The organism is Flavobacterium sp. F52 (assembly GCF_000278705.1).
GTDB lineage: Bacteria > Bacteroidota > Bacteroidia > Flavobacteriales > Flavobacteriaceae > Flavobacterium > Flavobacterium anhuiense.
Map to the genome: position 1 here is coordinate 90344 of NZ_AKZQ01000007.1, position 17167 is coordinate 107510.

The 17167-nt window shown below is 33.9% G+C and carries 14 protein-coding genes and 1 pseudogene; 11 read left to right on the plus strand and 4 right to left on the minus strand.

Annotated features, from left to right (window positions below; genetic code table 11):
* Window positions 1-298 precede the first annotated feature (298 nt).
* The 4 genes from FF52_RS03955 (at window position 299) to FF52_RS03970 (ending at window position 3584) form a co-directional block, all read left to right on the plus strand.
* Window positions 299-1183 (plus strand): DUF808 domain-containing protein, encoded by an 885-nt coding sequence (locus tag FF52_RS03955; protein WP_008463137.1) that lies wholly within the window; start codon window positions 299-301, stop codon window positions 1181-1183.
* Window positions 1184-1522: 339 nt separating this feature from the next.
* Window positions 1523-1936, plus strand: coding sequence for a hypothetical protein (locus FF52_RS03960; RefSeq protein WP_008463138.1), 414 nt, complete (start codon window positions 1523-1525; stop codon window positions 1934-1936).
* Between the two features lie 175 nt (window positions 1937-2111).
* The gene (locus FF52_RS03965) at window positions 2112-2525 is read left to right on the plus strand and encodes a hypothetical protein (RefSeq protein ID WP_008463140.1); all 414 of its coding nucleotides are present in this window, start codon (window positions 2112-2114) and stop codon (window positions 2523-2525) included.
* Window positions 2526-2693: 168 nt separating this feature from the next.
* A complete protein-coding gene (locus tag FF52_RS03970) occupies window positions 2694-3584 on the plus strand; it encodes a carbon-nitrogen hydrolase (protein WP_008463142.1) in 891 nt (296 codons plus the stop codon).
* A gap of 243 nt (window positions 3585-3827) precedes the next feature.
* On the opposite strand, the gene FF52_RS03975 is transcribed toward FF52_RS03970, so the two are convergent.
* Both FF52_RS03975 and FF52_RS03980 read right to left on the minus strand, forming a co-directional pair.
* Entirely contained in the window at window positions 3828-5087 is a 1260-nt protein-coding gene (locus FF52_RS03975) for an OmpA family protein (protein WP_008463144.1), read from the minus strand.
* Window positions 5088-5288: 201 nt separating this feature from the next.
* Complete coding sequence (locus tag FF52_RS03980; RefSeq protein ID WP_008463146.1) at window positions 5289-6809, minus strand: choice-of-anchor I family protein; 1521 nt, start codon at window positions 6807-6809, stop codon at window positions 5289-5291.
* A gap of 184 nt (window positions 6810-6993) precedes the next feature.
* Between FF52_RS03980 and FF52_RS03985 the strand changes: the two genes are divergently transcribed.
* Window positions 6994-8034, plus strand: coding sequence for an agmatine deiminase family protein (locus FF52_RS03985; RefSeq protein WP_008463148.1), 1041 nt, complete (start codon window positions 6994-6996; stop codon window positions 8032-8034).
* Between the two features lie 169 nt (window positions 8035-8203).
* On the opposite strand, the gene fahA is transcribed toward FF52_RS03985, so the two are convergent.
* Window positions 8204-9487 (minus strand): fumarylacetoacetase, encoded by a 1284-nt coding sequence (fahA, locus tag FF52_RS03990; protein ID WP_008463150.1) that lies wholly within the window; start codon window positions 9485-9487, stop codon window positions 8204-8206.
* Window positions 9488-9596: 109 nt separating this feature from the next.
* Here fahA and glyA point away from each other — a divergent pair, with 109 nt between their 5' ends.
* The 4 genes from glyA (at window position 9597) to FF52_RS04010 (ending at window position 13395) form a co-directional block, all read left to right on the plus strand.
* Window positions 9597-10871: a serine hydroxymethyltransferase gene (glyA, locus tag FF52_RS03995; RefSeq protein ID WP_008463151.1), complete on the plus strand. Its 1275-nt coding sequence runs from the start codon at window positions 9597-9599 to the stop codon at window positions 10869-10871.
* A gap of 164 nt (window positions 10872-11035) precedes the next feature.
* Window positions 11036-11629 (plus strand): tRNA-(ms[2]io[6]A)-hydroxylase, encoded by a 594-nt coding sequence (locus FF52_RS04000; RefSeq protein WP_008463152.1) that lies wholly within the window; start codon window positions 11036-11038, stop codon window positions 11627-11629.
* Between the two features lie 226 nt (window positions 11630-11855).
* Window positions 11856-12896 (plus strand): GMP reductase, encoded by a 1041-nt coding sequence (locus tag FF52_RS04005; RefSeq protein ID WP_008463153.1) that lies wholly within the window; start codon window positions 11856-11858, stop codon window positions 12894-12896.
* A 1-nt stretch (window position 12897) separates the two neighbouring features.
* A complete protein-coding gene (locus tag FF52_RS04010; protein ID WP_008463154.1) occupies window positions 12898-13395 on the plus strand; it encodes a GNAT family N-acetyltransferase in 498 nt (165 codons plus the stop codon).
* A 132-nt stretch (window positions 13396-13527) separates the two neighbouring features.
* Here FF52_RS04010 and FF52_RS04015 read toward each other — a convergent pair whose 3' ends face one another.
* Window positions 13528-14106 carry a pentapeptide repeat-containing protein gene (locus FF52_RS04015; protein ID WP_008463155.1) on the minus strand — a complete coding sequence of 193 codons (579 nt, stop codon included), beginning with the start codon at window positions 14104-14106 and terminating at the stop codon, window positions 13528-13530.
* A 156-nt stretch (window positions 14107-14262) separates the two neighbouring features.
* Here FF52_RS04015 and aspA point away from each other — a divergent pair.
* Window positions 14263-15671, plus strand: a pseudogene (aspA, locus tag FF52_RS04020) (aspartate ammonia-lyase).
* A gap of 157 nt (window positions 15672-15828) precedes the next feature.
* Complete coding sequence (locus FF52_RS04025) at window positions 15829-17115, plus strand: BamA/TamA family outer membrane protein (protein ID WP_008463156.1); 1287 nt, start codon at window positions 15829-15831, stop codon at window positions 17113-17115.
* Window positions 17116-17167: the final 52 nt, after the last annotated feature.

Here is a 17167-nt window from a genome sequence, read left to right on the forward strand (position 1 = left end):
ATCTTGAAGAAATATTCAATTTTAAGTTTATAAAAATCAGCAAATTATTAATTAAAAAAATCAAAATCATGAACAATATTTTCAGAGGATTATTAGCAGGATATGGTGCTAAAAAATTAGGAGGCGGATGTTTCGGAACCATTATAGTTTTTATTATTCTTTGGGTTCTTTTAGGACAATGCAACTAAAAAATGCTGTACAGAAAAATACGAATAAAAAGATAAATTTTGATGCAATATTATTGGGCAGATTAAGCCAAAATGTCTAGATTCGCGTCACTAAAAAATAAATTTAAAAAATGGGTTCAGGTTTTTTCGCACTATTAGATGATATCGCAGCAATTATGGATGATGTTGCAGTAATGAGTAAAGTTGCCGCAAAAAAAACAGCAGGGATTTTAGGTGACGATTTAGCTGTAAATGCAGAAAAAGCTTCTGGATTTGCATCTTCACGAGAATTGCCGGTTTTGTGGGCTATCAGTAAAGGTTCTTTATTGAATAAAATCATTATTCTTCCAGTTGCATTCCTTTTAAGTGCATTTTTTCCGATTGCCATTATAATAATCTTAGTTTTAGGAGGGCTTTTTTTAGCATACGAAGGAGCCGAAAAAATCTACGAGTTTATCGTTCCTCATAAACATGAAGAATCTGAGGGAATTACAGATGAAGTTCTTACTGAGGAACAAATTTTATTAATTGAAAAGGACAAGGTGAAATCGGCAATTGTAACAGATTTTATTCTTTCGGTTGAAATCGTGATTATCGCATTAGGAACTGTAATGGAACAGCCTCTCCTGCAGAAAATAATTGTAACTTCGATAATTGCAGTCGTAGCTACAATTGGGGTTTATGGAATAGTAGCGCTTATCGTTAGAATGGACGAAGCAGGTTTTAAGCTTATTAAATCTAGCAAAAGTGAAAAGAGTCTTTCAAGATTTATCGGAAACTTGTTAGTAAAAGCACTTCCGTTTGTAATAAAAAGTTTAACCGTAATTGGGACGATTGCTTTACTTTTAGTGGCTGGAGGAATATTTGTACATTATATTCCATTTTTTCACCATTTGTCAGAAGAAATTAAAATCCCTTCAATCTTCAAAGAATTTACGGTTGGATTAGTTCTAGGATTTATAGTTTTACTTTTTGTAAATCTTTTCAAAAAGATTTTTCAAAAGAAAACAGCTTAATTCAGCTTTAAAAAAAATAGTAAAAGAAACACCAGTACACGCTGGTGTTTTTTTGTTTTAGGAGCAGGAGTGATTCATTTAAAAGAAAGTTCAGTCCCGCTATTCACTATATTTTTTGTTGTGAACCCCACAACAAAAAGATGCCGTTTCTATCGGGGCTATTTTAGAGAGTTTTTATTTTTATAAGAAATAACGGTATTTTTTTTAATAATTTTTATTGAATAAGTTGTTGGTTTTGAAAAGATTAATTATTGGTCTGAATTTTTTAACATTTCTGCTAAGCAACCTTTGCCACTAAGTATTGTCTTCATAGTAATTAACAATTAATTATTATTTTATATGAAAAGTTTTAGATTAAAAACAGCTTTAGTAGTATTATTTTTATCAATTGGATTTGTTTCATGCAGCAGTGATGATGATAAGGATTCAGCACCAGCTCTAACCACAAAGGCAGCTTTAGTAACAGAAATTAAAGGACCGGCAACAGGAAAAGTTAATGATGAACTAAGCTACGATGTGACTTACATAGTTGATAACGCTTGTGCAGAATTTGATAAAATCTCGGAAGTAACAATTGGATCTGTAAAAGGTTTGCAAGTAATTGCGAAATACCCATCAGAAGTTTGTACCCAGCAAGTGCCAGAACCAAAGAAAACAGTTTATAAATTCAAGTCTACTACAAAAGGAACCTTTGAAATCAAATTCAAGAAATCAGAAACAGAATTCTTAACTCAGAAAGTAGTTATCGAATAATAAGAAGCTTAGCTGATATTTTTTTAGGTTGAAAGCCATTTTACAGAGATTTGAATCAATGTAAAATGGTTTTGTTTTTTATAATCACTTAAAATTTTTTGTATTATTTCACGCAACCTTTGTAATTTAGCACCATCTATATAATATATTCAGAATAACTAAATTTAAATTTTATATGAGAATTTTTAGAATACAAACGATTTTGGCAGTGTTATTTTTAGCTGTTTTTTCAGTAGCATGCAGCAGTGACGATAATGGAAAAGAAACACCTCAAACTATTTCTAGAGCTGCAAATGTTACAGCGATTTCTGGACCTGCAACTGGCAAAGTGGGTGTCGATGTTAATTATGATGTATCGTTTATAGTTGATAATGCTTGCGGTGAATTTGATAGAATTGGCAGTACATCAATTGGTAAAGAAGAAGGATTTCAAATAGAAGCAAAATACCCTACGGGAACTTGTGCGAATCAAACGCCAACTGCGCTACATACACTTTATACATTTTCACCACAGTCAAAAGGAACTTTTGAAATAAAATTTAGAAAATCTGAAACAGAATTTTTGGTTAAAAAGCTAGTTATCGAATAAGTTTTTTTTAGATATAATTTTAAAACCATTTTACAAGAGATTTTTATTCAATGTAAAATGGTTTTTTGATTTATATGAAATAATACAGGTCCATTAGTTGTTATATAAAAGTTATCGACTTTGCCATTCCTTTAAAAAGTACTATTTTTGCACTCTAAATTTTATGTCATGGCGAAAAGAAAGTATAAAATATCGGTTATTCAGTTAAACCTGAATGATGTTGCCGAAAATAATCTTAAAAAATGTATCAGCTGGGTAAGAGACGCTGCGAGTCAAGGTGCAGAAGTTATCTTATTACCTGAATTATATAGCAGTCATTATTTTTGTCAAAGTGAAGATGTAGAGAATTTTGCATTAGCAGAACCACTTTACAGCACTTCATTTATTGCATTCAGCGAATTGGCAAAAGAATTAGGAGTAGTAATTATTGTTCCTTTCTTCGAGAAAAGAATGGCTGGAATTTATCATAACAGTGCTTATATTATCGATACTGATGGAACTGAAGCTGGTTTATATCGTAAGATGCATATTCCAGACGATCCTCATTTCTATGAAAAATTCTATTTCACTCCAGGTGACTTAGGTTTCCAAGCGATTGAAACTAAAAAAGGAACTGTTGGAACTTTAATCTGCTGGGATCAATGGTATCCAGAAGCGGCTCGTATTACAGCGCTTAAAGGAGCAGAAGTTTTATTCTACCCAACAGCAATTGGATGGCATCCAAAAGAAAAAGAGCAATATGGAGAAAATCAATATGGCGCTTGGATGAACGTAATGAAAGGTCATGCTGTAGCAAATGGTGTTTTCGTTGCAGCTGCAAACCGAATCGGTTTAGAAAAGTATATCGACGGGACAGAAGGGATTCAATTCTGGGGAGCTTCTTTTATTGCTGGACCGCAGGGAGAAATTTTAGCCCAAGCTTCGCACGATAAAGAGGAAATCTTAATTGCTGAGGTTGATTTAGACCTTCAGGAAAATGTTCGCCAAAATTGGCCATTCTTCAGAGATAGAAGAATTGATGCTTTTGGAGATATTACAAAAAGAGCAATCGATAAATAATCAATTTATCTAAAATATAAAAAAAGGACAAAATGTGAATTTTGTCCTTTTTTTATGCAAAAGAGCATGTTACTCCTCTTGAGCTTTATATTATAAACATTTGTCATTTGTTATAAATATTTAACTTCTCCGAAGCTTTATAATCAGGCTTCAAAATTTAGTTTTTTAAACTCTCTTTTTATAAACAAAAAGGAGCCATTCAATTGAATAGCTCCTTTTCTCGTTTTTAGCTTTATATATAGATTACTTCACCTGGAAAGTAACTCTTCTCACGATTTGACGTGCTTCTTTAGAATTTTTGTTAACAGAAGTATCTTCTCCATTAGCAATTACATTCAATCTTGAAGCGTCAATTCCAGCATTTACTGCTACTTTTTTCACAGCTTCAGCTCTTTTTCTAGATAACTCAACATTGTAGTTTGAATTTCCAATTTCGTCAGCATAACCAATAATGTCAGCAGATTTTCCAGGATTATTTTTCAAGTATTTCACTAAGAAATCAACACCAGATAAAGATGCATTTGTTGGTTTAGACGAATTGAAATCGAAATAAACATTTACATAACCTCCGTTGATTAATTCTTCAACCGTATTGTTTGTAGCTGTTCCTGCACCTTTCTTTTCGTAAGTTTTATCTAAGTAGCTTTCTAATTCATCTGGCACACCATTTTGATTAGTATCAATAGATTGTCCTTTAGTGTTAACGGCAACTCCTGCAATAGAATTTGGTTCTAAATCGTATAAATCAGCAACTCCATCTTTGTCTGTGTCCAAAAGACCAGTTTCGATTAAGTCCACTCTTTTTTCCAATTCGCTAATTCTGTCTTCTTCGCCAACCCAATCAGCATGTTTTTGGTTTTTACCTAAGTAGAATGTTAAACCAACAGAAGCGTTTAATAAAACACCATCAAAAGCACCTGTAGAAGTAGTTCCCATTCCGTCAAAGTTCCAGTTTTGTCTTCCGTTAACAATTCCAGTAAGATCTCCTGTCAAAGCAACTCGATCACTCAATCTGATTTGTCCCGTTAAACCAGCAATTCCATGAGCCATGTAATCTTGACCTCCAAATCCAGTTTCAGTACTAATTTGAGAAACCCCGAAACCACCATGAGCTAAAAGACCAATTGTGTTTGTCCAAGTCTCAAAATTTAAAGCACGTCCAACATTGATAACTCCTTGTAAACTTGCTCTAACATAACGGCTTTCAAAATCTGGAGTGTTTTTTTTCTCTTTAAATTGATCGTAACCAACATCTAATTTCACCCCAAATTTTGGACTAAACATATATCTAACACCTAAATCACCGTGGAAAAAGTTTAATGATTCTGTAGTATAACCTGGAGTCATAGTTCTAGTTGGTTTATTAACCCCGCCATTTAGTTCGATCGACCATTTGTTGTATTCTTGATCTACACTAGGTTTGGTAGAAGTGGTAGCCATATTTTGAGCGCCCGCAGCAAATGATAGCAATAATAAGGATACTGATACTAATTTCTTTTTCATGATATCAAAAATTAAATTGTTTTTATTTTAAACTCTGAAGCAAAATTAGAAGTCGAATTTTAGATTGTGTTGTATATACCCTTACATAATTCCCATCTTTTGGCATTTAATTGTGTAAATCCGTTAATATTAGTATAATAGAATGCATAAAAAAGGACAAAATTCACATTTTGTCCCATTTGCTATCCTAAAAAAAAGTTATTATTTTAAATCAGGCTGATAAATTTTAACAGATCCATCTCCTTCGCTACTTACCACTAATAAGCTTCTTTTTGTAGGGCTTTTTGAAGCTGGAATGAAAAGAATTCCTTCTGGCGCATCTCCTGTTTTTACAGTTTGCAAATATTGTGGTGAAGTTGGATTTGTAGCATCGTAAACCATAAAAGCGTCAGATCTTTCTAGACCAACAAACAAAATGTTTTGATTTCCCATTTTAGCCGCAACTACAGCTTCTGGCTCAGAACCTTTGTCATCACTTCTTTTATCGTCGTACGTGCCTATTTCGTTGGTCTTTTTGTCAACATCATTCTTGCTGTCATAAACAATTTTTCCAGTGTTTCCATTCCAAATAGAAAATGATCTTCCGCCAAAACTTACCATTTGGTCCAAATCGCCATCTCCATCAGTATCTCCCATATCTGCAACTAAATTTAATCTGCCTAAATTAGCATCTAATTTTAAGGTTGCTGCATCTGGAAAAACTGTTGCATCAAGTGTCATGCTTTTCATACGCTTCACATCAGTATAGGCGGTGTATTCTCTTGCGTCTCCTTCATTAGCTGTAACAAAATAAGGGGTATTGTTTACAGTAAAATGACTGATAGCATCTGGCATATAAAGACCTTTTACTTTCCAAGGATTAAAAGCAATTTTACTGTCACTGTCGCTTACGTCAATTGCGTTTTCAGCAGTATTGTAGTCTTTTAATCCTAAAGGGTAAATCGCAGTAATAGTTTTAGAAGTTAAATCAACTTTTGCAACACCATTATTCTCCTGTAAAGTTACCCAAGCAGTTTTAGAATCGTCAGAAATTGTAATGTATTCAGGCTCAATATCCTGAGCAAAACTCGTTTTAGCAAATTTTGAAATTCTAAATCCATCTTTTGCTAATGCCGCAGCTTGACCAGCTAATGAGCTAAAATCAAGTGTTGTAACATTATAAGTGCTTGTTTCAATAATAGAAACCGTTCCGTTAGGATCTTGTGTATAATCAGTATTTGGCTCACCTTCATTAGCAGTCATGATAAATTTTCCGTCTGGAGAAAAAGTAATCATATCAGGCAATGCTCCAACAGTAACTTGTTTGATTAAGCTGTAATCAGAAGTATTAAAAATAACTACTTTTCCGTTTCCTTGCTTGTTTACAGTAGATTCTAAAGCAACAGCAAGCTTTCCGTCAAAAACAGAAACGCTGTTCGCAGCACCTTCATAAGCAACTAAATCAATTTTTCCAATTTTCATTGGTTTTGTAGGGTCTGTAATGTCAATAACGTCAATCTGGTTTACCCCACTGTTGTTTACTGTAAAAAGTCTTTTTGTTTTTTCGCAGTAAGCAGAAATTTCAGCTGCAGCTTCTCCGCCAATTGTGATAGAACCAATTTCTTTAAAAGTTCCAGGATTTTCGTTAACAACAACTTCTGGTTCGCTGTTCGAATTTTCATCATTGTTACAGCTTGCTAATATGAAAAGTGCCGTTAATAATGAGATTGATAAATTTTTCATGTGTTAGTTTTTAGTTTTGGCAAAAGTAATTCTGAGGTCTCTGTTAAATATTAAGGATGTATTATTTAATCTTTAACTTAATTTTTGAAGGATATTTATTGTGAAATGGAGTATGATTTTTACTCATTTGTTTTAAAATCCTAACGAATGCTTATCTTTGCACTTTCTTAATTAGAACCTATTTATGTCAACAAATAATAGAAGATTTCCTGCAGAGTGGGAAAAACAGCAAGGAATTGTATTGTGTTTTCCGCACAATGGCAATGACTGGCCGGGAAAATACGAAGCAGTTCAATGGGCTTTTGTAGAATTTATAAAAAAAGTAGCCACTTTTGAAACTGTTTTTTTGGTGGTTGCCGATGAAAAACTAAAAGAAAGAGTTGCAGATATGCTTGAAAGAGCCCGCGTAAATATCAAAAACGTTTCTTATATTATTCATAAAACCAACAGAAGCTGGATGCGCGACTCGGGGCCAATTATTGTAAAGAATGGTTCAAAAAGAGAAGCATTAAACTTCAATTTTAATGGTTGGGCAAAATATAAAAATTATCAATTAGATAAGTTTGTTCCAGGTAAAGTGGCTGATTTTATTGATGTTCCGCTAACACAGGTCATATATAAAGGAAAGCCAGTAATTGTTGAAGGCGGAGCAATTGATGTAAATGGAAAAGGGACTTTACTGACTTCTGAAGAATGTTTAATGCATCCAACAATTCAGGTTAGAAATCCAGGTTTTACCAAAGAAGATTACGAAGCCGTTTTTAAAGAATATCTTGGTGTGACTAATGTAATTTGGCTTGGAGATGGAATTGAAGGCGATGATACTCACGGTCACATCGATGATTTATGTCGATTTGTAAATGAAGATACGATTGTAACAATTGTAGAAACAGATAAAAACGATTCAAATTACAAGCCTTTGCAGGATAATTTGAAACGTCTTCAGAATGCAAAATTAGAAAATGGGAAATCTCCAGTTATTGTAGCGCTTCCAATGCCAAAACGTGTTGATTTTGAAGATTTACGTTTGCCAGCAAGTTATGCTAATTTCTTGATTTTGAATAATTGTGTTTTAGTTCCGACCTTCAATGACAGCAATGATCGTGTAGCCTTAAACATATTAGCAGAATGTTTTCCTGATAGAGAAGTAATCGGAATCAGTTGTATTGATTTTATCTGGGGATTCGGAACTTTGCATTGCTTAAGTCAGCAGATTCCTGCTTAATATATAAAGCCATATAGGTGATAAAAGGAAATTAAGTCTGAATTAAATGAACTTAAATTACTTATATGGTTTAAAATTTCTACGATTTTAAGAGATTAAAAAGCATAAAAAAACCTTGGTTATCGCCAAGGTTTTTCTATTTCTATATTTCTTCAGACTGTTCTGCTCTTCATTGTCTTGTAAAAGGAGGCAACAATTGGCTAGAAACTTCACCAAAACCAATTCTTACTTCGTTATTTTCGCAGAAACCGCGAATAATAACAGTGTCATTATCTTCAATAAATTTGCGTTCGCTTCCGTCTTTTAGTTTCAGAGGATTTTTTCCACCCCAAGTTAATTCCAGCATAGAACCAAAACTGTCCGGAGTTGGGCCAGAAATAGTTCCAGAACCCATCATATCGCCAGAATTTACACGGCATCCGTTTGAGGTATGGTGTGTCAATTGCTGAGCCATAGACCAGTACATATATTTGAAGTTAGATCTTGAAATAACAGTTTCTTCTTGATCTTCTGGTTGTAAAGAAACTTCCAAATGAATGTCAAAAGCTTTTTTACCTTTTGTCTGTAAGTAAGGAAGCGGTGACGGATCTTGTTTTGGACCTTTTGTTCTAAAAGGCTCTAAAGCATCCATAGTAACAATCCAAGGTGAGATGGATGTGGCAAAGTTTTTAGCTAAAAATGGTCCAAGTGGCACATATTCCCATTTCTGGATATCGCGAGCGCTCCAGTCATTTAATAAAACCATTCCGAAAATATAGTCTTCAGCTTCATAAGTTGAAATATTTTCGCCCATTACATTCACATCTGTTGTGATAAAAGCAGTTTCTAATTCAAAGTCTACTAAGCGTGAAGCACCAAAAACAGGCGTGTCATGACCGGCAGGCAAGGTTTGCCCCATTGGTCTATGAACTGGAATTCCAGATGGCACAATTGTAGAACTTCTTCCGTGATATCCAACCGGAATATGGAGCCAGTTTGGCAATAATGCATTATCAGGATCACGGAACATCTTACCTACGTTTGTAGCATGTTCTCTGCTTGAATAAAAGTCAGTATAATCACCAATTAAAACAGGAAGCTGCATTTCTACATCTTCAATTTTAAATATAACAATATCTCGGTGTTTTGTTGAATCTCTTAGTTGCGGATTGTTTTCGTCGAAAATATCTGCGATACGATTTCGAACCAGACGCCATGTTTTTTTTCCGTCAGAAATAAAATCATTCAGCGTATCCTGCATAAACATATCATCGGTCAATTCTATTCCTTCAAAATAGTTTAATTGCTGTAAAGCCCCTAAATCTATGGCATAATCGCCAATTCTCGTTCCTACTGTAACGACATTTTCTTTGGTAAGAAATACACCAAAAGGAATATTCTGAATAGGGAAGTCGCTATTTTGAGGCACTTCTAACCATGATTTTCTACTGGTATCGTTGGCGGTTATTGGCATGTTTAATGTTAATTGTTTGTTGAAAAATTACATGTCAAATATATCATAATCTAGCTGTTTGACAAACGTTTTTTTGTATTTTTGCGTGAAATTAACGAAAAACAAAAAAATGCAACGCGACGAACAAATTTTTGATCTTATCCAAGAGGAAAAAGAAAGACAAATTCACGGACTAGAGCTTATCGCTTCTGAGAATTTTGTAAGTGATGAAGTAATGGCAGCAGCAGGGTCTGTTTTAACTAATAAATATGCTGAGGGTTATCCTGGCAAAAGATACTACGGCGGTTGCGAAGTAGTTGACGTTATTGAGCAGATTGCAATTGACAGAGCTAAAGAATTGTTTGGCGCTGAATATGCAAACGTACAGCCTCACTCTGGTTCTCAAGCAAATACAGCTGTATACCACGCTTGTTTAAATCCTGGTGATACTATTTTAGGTTTCGATTTATCTCACGGAGGTCACTTAACTCACGGTTCTCCAGTAAATTTCTCAGGCCGTTTATATCGTCCAGTATTCTACGGTGTAGATGCTGAAACTGGTCGTTTAGATTATGATAAAATTCAAGAAATTGCAACTAAAGAACAGCCAAAATTAATCATCGCTGGAGCTTCTGCTTATTCTCGTGATATGGATTTTGCTCGTTTCAGACAAATTGCTGACAGCGTAGGAGCGATCTTATTTGCTGATATTTCTCACCCAGCTGGTCTTATTGCAAAAGGACTATTAAGCGATCCAATTCCACATTGCCATATTGTTTCTACAACAACTCATAAAACATTAAGAGGACCACGCGGAGGTCTAATCTTAATGGGTAAAGATTTCCCAAATCCACAAGGATTAACAACTCCAAAAGGAGAAATCAGAATGATGTCTTCATTATTAGACTTAGCTGTTTTCCCAGGAAATCAAGGTGGACCTTTAATGCACATTATTGCAGCTAAAGCAGTTGCTTTTGGTGAAGCTCTTAAAGATGAGTTCTTTACTTACGCAATGCAATTACAAAAAAATGCAAACGCAATGGCTGATGCTTTCGTAAAAAGAGGTTACAACATTATCTCTGGCGGAACTGATAATCACATGATGCTTATTGACTTAAGAAATAAAAATATTTCTGGTAAAGAAGCTGAGAATGCATTAGTAAAGGCTGAAATTACAGTAAACAAAAACATGGTTCCTTTTGACGATAAATCTCCATTTATCACTTCTGGAATTCGTGTTGGAACAGCTGCAATCACAACTCGTGGTTTAGTTGAAAAAGATATGGAAACTATTGTTGAACTTATTGATAAAGTTTTATCTAACCATACAGATGAAGCAGTTATCGAAGAAGTTGCAGAACAAGTAAACGATATGATGAGCGAAAGACCAATTTTTGCTTATTAATTAGTTTAGAGTTTAAGGTTTCAAGTTTAAAGTTTTGTAATGCGATAATAAACGCATTATGAAACTTTAAACTTTTTTCGTTTAGAATAAAAACTTGAAACCTGACACGAGGCTTTAGCCGAATTGGCGAAGCAAACAAAATAAACCTGAAACAAATTAAAGAAATGGGCGTATTAAGATTACAATTGCCAACCGACCCAAGATGGGTAAATATTGTTGAGAAAAACATCGAAGAAATCTTAACAGATCACGCGTGGTGCGAACAAAAAGCAGCAACAAACGCGATTACAATTATTACAAACAATCCAGAGCATCAGGATTTGGTTCAAGATTTATTGGCTTTAGTAAAAGAAGAAGTAGATCATTTTGAACAAGTTCATAATATAATTATCAAAAGAGGACTAAAATTAGGTCGTGAGCGTAAAGACGAATATGTAAACGAACTATATCAATATATGAAAAGAAGCGGAGACGGAAGCCGCGTTTCTGGTCTTGTAGAAAGACTTCTTTTCTCTGCTATGATCGAAGCCAGAAGCTGTGAACGTTTTAAAGTGCTTTCAGAAAATATTCAAGATGAAGAATTGGCTGTTTTCTATAGAGAATTAATGGAAAGCGAAGCAGGACATTACACAACTTTCATTACTTATGCTCGTAAATATGGAGTTGGAATTGACGTTGAAAAACGTTGGAGAGAATGGTTAGCTTTTGAAGAATCTATCATTACCAATTACGGGAAAAACGAAACGATTCACGGATAGCTTTTTTTAGTGTCCAGTCTCAGTCACAGTTTTCAGTTTATATCTTTGCCAGGCTGAGCGAAGTCGAAGCCCGCGCAAAGTATATCAAATTAAAAGAACTTTAATTAGCGCTTTCGCGAAAGCAAACTAATGGACAATTGTTCAAAAGTTCAACTTTTTGTTAATCTAATATCTGAAATCTAAAATCAGAAATTCTTACATTTGAGAGTAACCAAAATCTCGAAATATGAGAATAGAAATGGACCTGAAATTAGGATTTAAAGATGTAATGTTTAGACCTAAAAGATCAACGCTAAAAAGCAGATCTGAAGTTTCCTTAGAACAGAATTTCAAATTTTTGCATAGCACTGCTAGTTGGACAGGAATTCCTATTATGGCAGCCAATATGGATACCGTGGGAACTTTTGAAATGGCAAAGGTTTTGGCAAAAGAAAAGCTATTTACGGCCATTCATAAACATTACACTTTAGAGGAATGGAATAATTTCTTAAAAAATGCAACTCCAGATTTCTACGATTATATTGCGGTAAGTACGGGGACTGGAAAAGAAGATTTTGAAAAGATTGAAAAAATAATCTCTGCAAATCCTTTACTGAAATTTATCTGTATTGATGTTGCAAATGGTTATTCGGAACATTTTGTTCAATTTTTAAAGAAAACCAGAAAACAGTATCCTGATAAAATCATTATTGCAGGAAACGTCGTTACAGGAGAAATGACCGAAGAACTTTTATTAGCCGGCGCTGATATTGTAAAAGTCGGAATTGGACCAGGTTCAGTCTGTACAACTCGCGTAAAAACAGGTGTTGGTTATCCGCAATTATCTGCAATTATAGAATGTGCTGATGCCGCTCACGGCTTAGGCGGACACATTATAAGCGATGGAGGATGTACAACTCCAGGTGATGTTGCAAAAGCTTTTGGAGCCGGAGCCGATTTTGTTATGCTTGGCGGAATGTTAGCAGGACATACGGAAAGCGGAGGCGAATTGATCGAAGTAAAAGGCGAAAAATTCAAACAATTTTACGGAATGAGTTCGAAAACTGCAATGGACAAACACGCTGGAGGTGTTGCAGAATACAGAGCAAGTGAAGGAAAAACAGTTCAAGTTCCGTTTAAAGGGGAAGTAATTTATACAGTTTTAGATATTTTAGGCGGAATAAGAAGCACTTGCACATATGTGGGAGCTTCTAGATTAAAAGAATTAACAAAAAGAACGACTTTCATCCGCGTAAGCGAACAAGAAAATCAAGTTTTTACAAAATAATATGATTAAAATTACCGAAGCATCTATTGATGATATTGCTAAAATTCAAGAAATCGCACATATAACTTGGCCAATTACGTATGGCGAAATTCTAACGAAGGAACAATTAGATTATATGCTAGATCTCATTTATTCTGACGAAGCTTTATCAAAACAAATTCAGAATAAAGAGCAGTTGTTTTATATGATTTCCGATACTGATTCTATAATTGGTTTTATCGGAATTGAACACCATTATAAAAACGAAGCGATAACCAAAATTCATAAAATCTATCTTTTGCCAGAAACACAAGGAAAAGGTTTTGGTAAAATAGTATTTGAAGAAATTGCAAAAATGGCTTCAGAAAATAATTCCAATCAACTTTTATTAAACGTAAACCGTTTTAATACCGCTTTGAATTTCTATAAAAAACTAGGTTTTGAAATAAAAGAAACGGTTGATATAGAAATTGGAAATGGGTATTTGATGGAGGATTATGTGATGTGGAAGAAAATCTAAAACAGCTTTTTTGTCATCCTAAGGAACGAAGGATCACACTAATATTTCCGTAAAGTATATCGCCAATCTTTGTCGAATTCCGAGTGTGATCCTTCGTTCCTCAGGATGACAAACTATACGTTTTTTGTTTGATTAACTCACAATCACATCATGCGTAAACAATAACCCTTTTACTTCACTCAAAGAAAAAATAGCTTTCTTCAGTTTAGTTTTAGACGGATCAATAGTATAATTATAACTAGTTTTAAAATCGGCTTTATTGGCGATGGCTTTGCTAAATTCTGAACGGTATAAATCACAATTTTCAAAAATTACATTCGTTAAATCTGCCGCCATAAAATCCACAGCTATTAAACTGCAATTGATAAACGGAGTTCCTTTTAATTTTAAAGTATAAAACTTCGAAAAGTCAAGAATACAATCGTTAAAACGAACTTCAAAAATGAGTTTGTCGCACATGGCAAAATTCATTTCTTTAATTTCACATCGATTGAAAGTAACCGTTCTCAAAGCAACGTAATTAATTTTGGCTTCGCTGAAAATACAATCATTAAAAACGCAATCGATAAAAGTAACTGCCAGAAAAGTGCAGGCAGAGAAATTACAATTGTTAAAAACGCAGCATTCGAAGTCTTTAAAATTTAGATCTTCTTTGGCGTAAACAATCGCATTGTATTCTTTATCAAGAAAATATTCGCTTTCTTTTTTCAACTCTTTTTAATAATTATTTGAGACCGAAAAGGTAATAATTTACCATAAAATAATCTGAACAAATCAGAAATGATTTTGATTCTATTCATATTTTTATGCATAAAATACTGTAGCTTTACACTTATTTTTTAAGTCAAAACATATCAATTTTATTATATGGAATCAACAAGAAAAGAACATGATTTTCTGGGAGAATTAGAAATTCCGAATCATTTATACTACGGAATCCAGACTTTTAGAGCGGTAGAGAATTTCAATATTACTGGAATTCCAATTTCAAAAGAGCCTTTATTTATTAAGGCTTTAGGATATGTAAAAAAAGCTGCAGCAATGGCAAATAAAGATTGCGGAGCGCTTGATCCTAAAATTGCCGAAGCCATCTGTTACGGAAGCGATCAGGTAATTGCAGGTAAATTTGATCAGGAATTCGTGAGCGATTTAATTCAGGGTGGAGCAGGAACTTCTGTAAATATGAATGCCAATGAAGTAATTGCCAATATCGGTTTAGAATATCTTGGCCATAAAAAAGGAGAGTATAATTTTCTACATCCAAATAATCATGTAAACTGTTCTCAGTCTACAAATGATGCTTATCCATCGGCTTTTAGAATTGCTTTGTATTTGAAAATGGAAAGTTTTATTAAAACTTTTGCAGGTTTAGAAGTAGCTTTTGCTAAAAAAGGAGAAGAATTTAAAGATGTCTTAAAAATGGGAAGAACGCAATTGCAAGATGCGGTTCCGATGCTTTAGGACAAGAATTTAAAGCCTATGCGACTACAATTGGTGAAGATATTCAGCGTTTGAAAAATGCTCAGGATTTATTGTTAGAAATCAATATGGGCGCAACTGCCATTGGAACAAAAGTAAATGCTCCTGAAGGTTATCCTGAAATCTGCGTGAAATATTTAGCAGATGAGGTTGGAATTCCGCTGACACTTTCACCCGATTTAATTGAAGCAACGGTTGATACGGGAGCTTATGTTCAGATTATGGGAACTCTTAAACGTTCTGCTGTAAAAATTTCTAAAATCTGCAACGATTTACGATTGTTGAGTTCAGGTCCAAGAACAGGTTTGAATGAAATTAATCTTCCAGCACGTCAGCCAGGATCTTCTATTATGCCAGGAAAAGTAAATCCGGTAATTCCAGAAGTGGTTAACCAGACTTGTTTTTATGTGATTGGTCAAGATTTAACGGTTACAATGGCTGCAGAAGCAGGGCAATTGCAATTGAATGTAATGGAACCTGTAATTGCTTTTGCGATGTTTACTTCGTTGGATTATCTCTCAAATGCGATTCAGACTTTAATTGACAAATGTATTAACGGAATCACAGCAAATGTGGATCACTGCTACAATATGGTGATGAACAGTATCGGAATTGTAACGCAATTGAATCCGATTTTAGGTTACGAAGAAAGTGCTAGTATTGCTGGAGAAGCTTTAAAAACAGGTAAAAGTGTTCATCAAATTGCTGTTCTCGAAAGAAAATTGATTACACAAGAAAAATGGGATGAAATTTATTCTTTAGAAAATCTAATCCATCCAAAGTTTATAACTAAATAATATTAAATAGCGATATGAAAAAGCTGTCAATATTTTTTGACGGCTTTTTTTGTTAAAATATTTTGAAAATTATTTGGTTTTAGTGTTTAACATGTTGAAAATAAGGCTTATATTTACAATGAGATAGTAATCTTATTTCTAAAACAAAACTTTGTAAATGGTGCTTTTTTTTCAAAATAATGCCGTTCAGTACAAGTCTAAAATCTTAGGATTATTATTTCTTATTTCTTTTAATTTATTTTCTCAAGAAGAAATTCAAAATCCTGAGATTCAAAATCCGAAAATTTGCCCTCCTAAAACGGTATTCGATCTTTTTAAGAAAGATGACGATGCACTGGTTGTTAAGCCCACAAAAAACAATTTCTTTTTAGTAATTCCTGCAATTGGCTCGCAGCCCGCAACTGGGTTCTTTTTTGGTGCGGTCGCACAATATACTTTTAAAGGAAAAGAAGAAAAAGACAAATATTCAATTGCTAATATTGGAATCACGTATACCTTAAAAAATCAGTGGCTGGTAAATGTAAAAAACAATATATTGCTTAAGAACAATAAAATCTTTTTAAGTGGCGATTATCGCTTGTATCTGTTTTCACAACCCAATTACGGATTAGGAACCGATATTATTCCGCCCAGACGGGACCGTCCTCCCGGTTTTAGTATAGATTCATTGGCTCAGGATATGGATTATAACTATTTCAAATTTCATCAGACAGTTTCTTTTGAAGTCAAAGAAAACTATTACATCGGAGGAGGTATTAATATTGACTGGTATTCGAGTATAGATGACAAAGAGTTGGATCTTGCAAACGAGAAGTATACGTATCATTATAATTATAGCCAAAAATACGGATTTAATAATTTTGAATATTTCTTAAACGGAGTAAGTTTAAATCTGGTTCACGATTCGCGTGATAATCAGGTAAATGCATCAAAAGGTTGGTTTGCCAATATTAACTACAGATTTAATCCTGTGCTTTTCAACAATCAGGAATACAGTAATGTGTTGTTTGCTGAGTATCGTCATTTTGTTCCTGTTTCTCATAAAAATCCAAATTATATTTTGGCATTTTGGACCTACGGACAATTTGTAACCAAAGGGAAAGTGCCGTACTTGAATCTACCTGCCATTGGTTGGGATCAGCGTAGTAGAAGTGGAGAAGGGTATACGCAAGGATTATTTAGAGGAAATGGATTGGTTTATTTATCTACTGAGTTCCGATTTCCGATAACTTGCAATCAATTGCTGAGCGGTACTGTTTTTACCAATTTTGTAACAACAAGTAATTCTGATAACGATCTTAAACTATTCAAGTCGATTCAGCCGGCAGCTGGAATTGGTTTAAGGCTTTTAATTGACAAAGCGTCCAAAACTAATCTTATTTTTGATTACTCGTGGGGTAACAATTCTAAAGGATTTTATTTGAATGCTGGAGAAACTTTTTAGTTTCAGAAATTAAGAATAAGAAACTTTAACGCTAAAAAATATCAAAAAACAG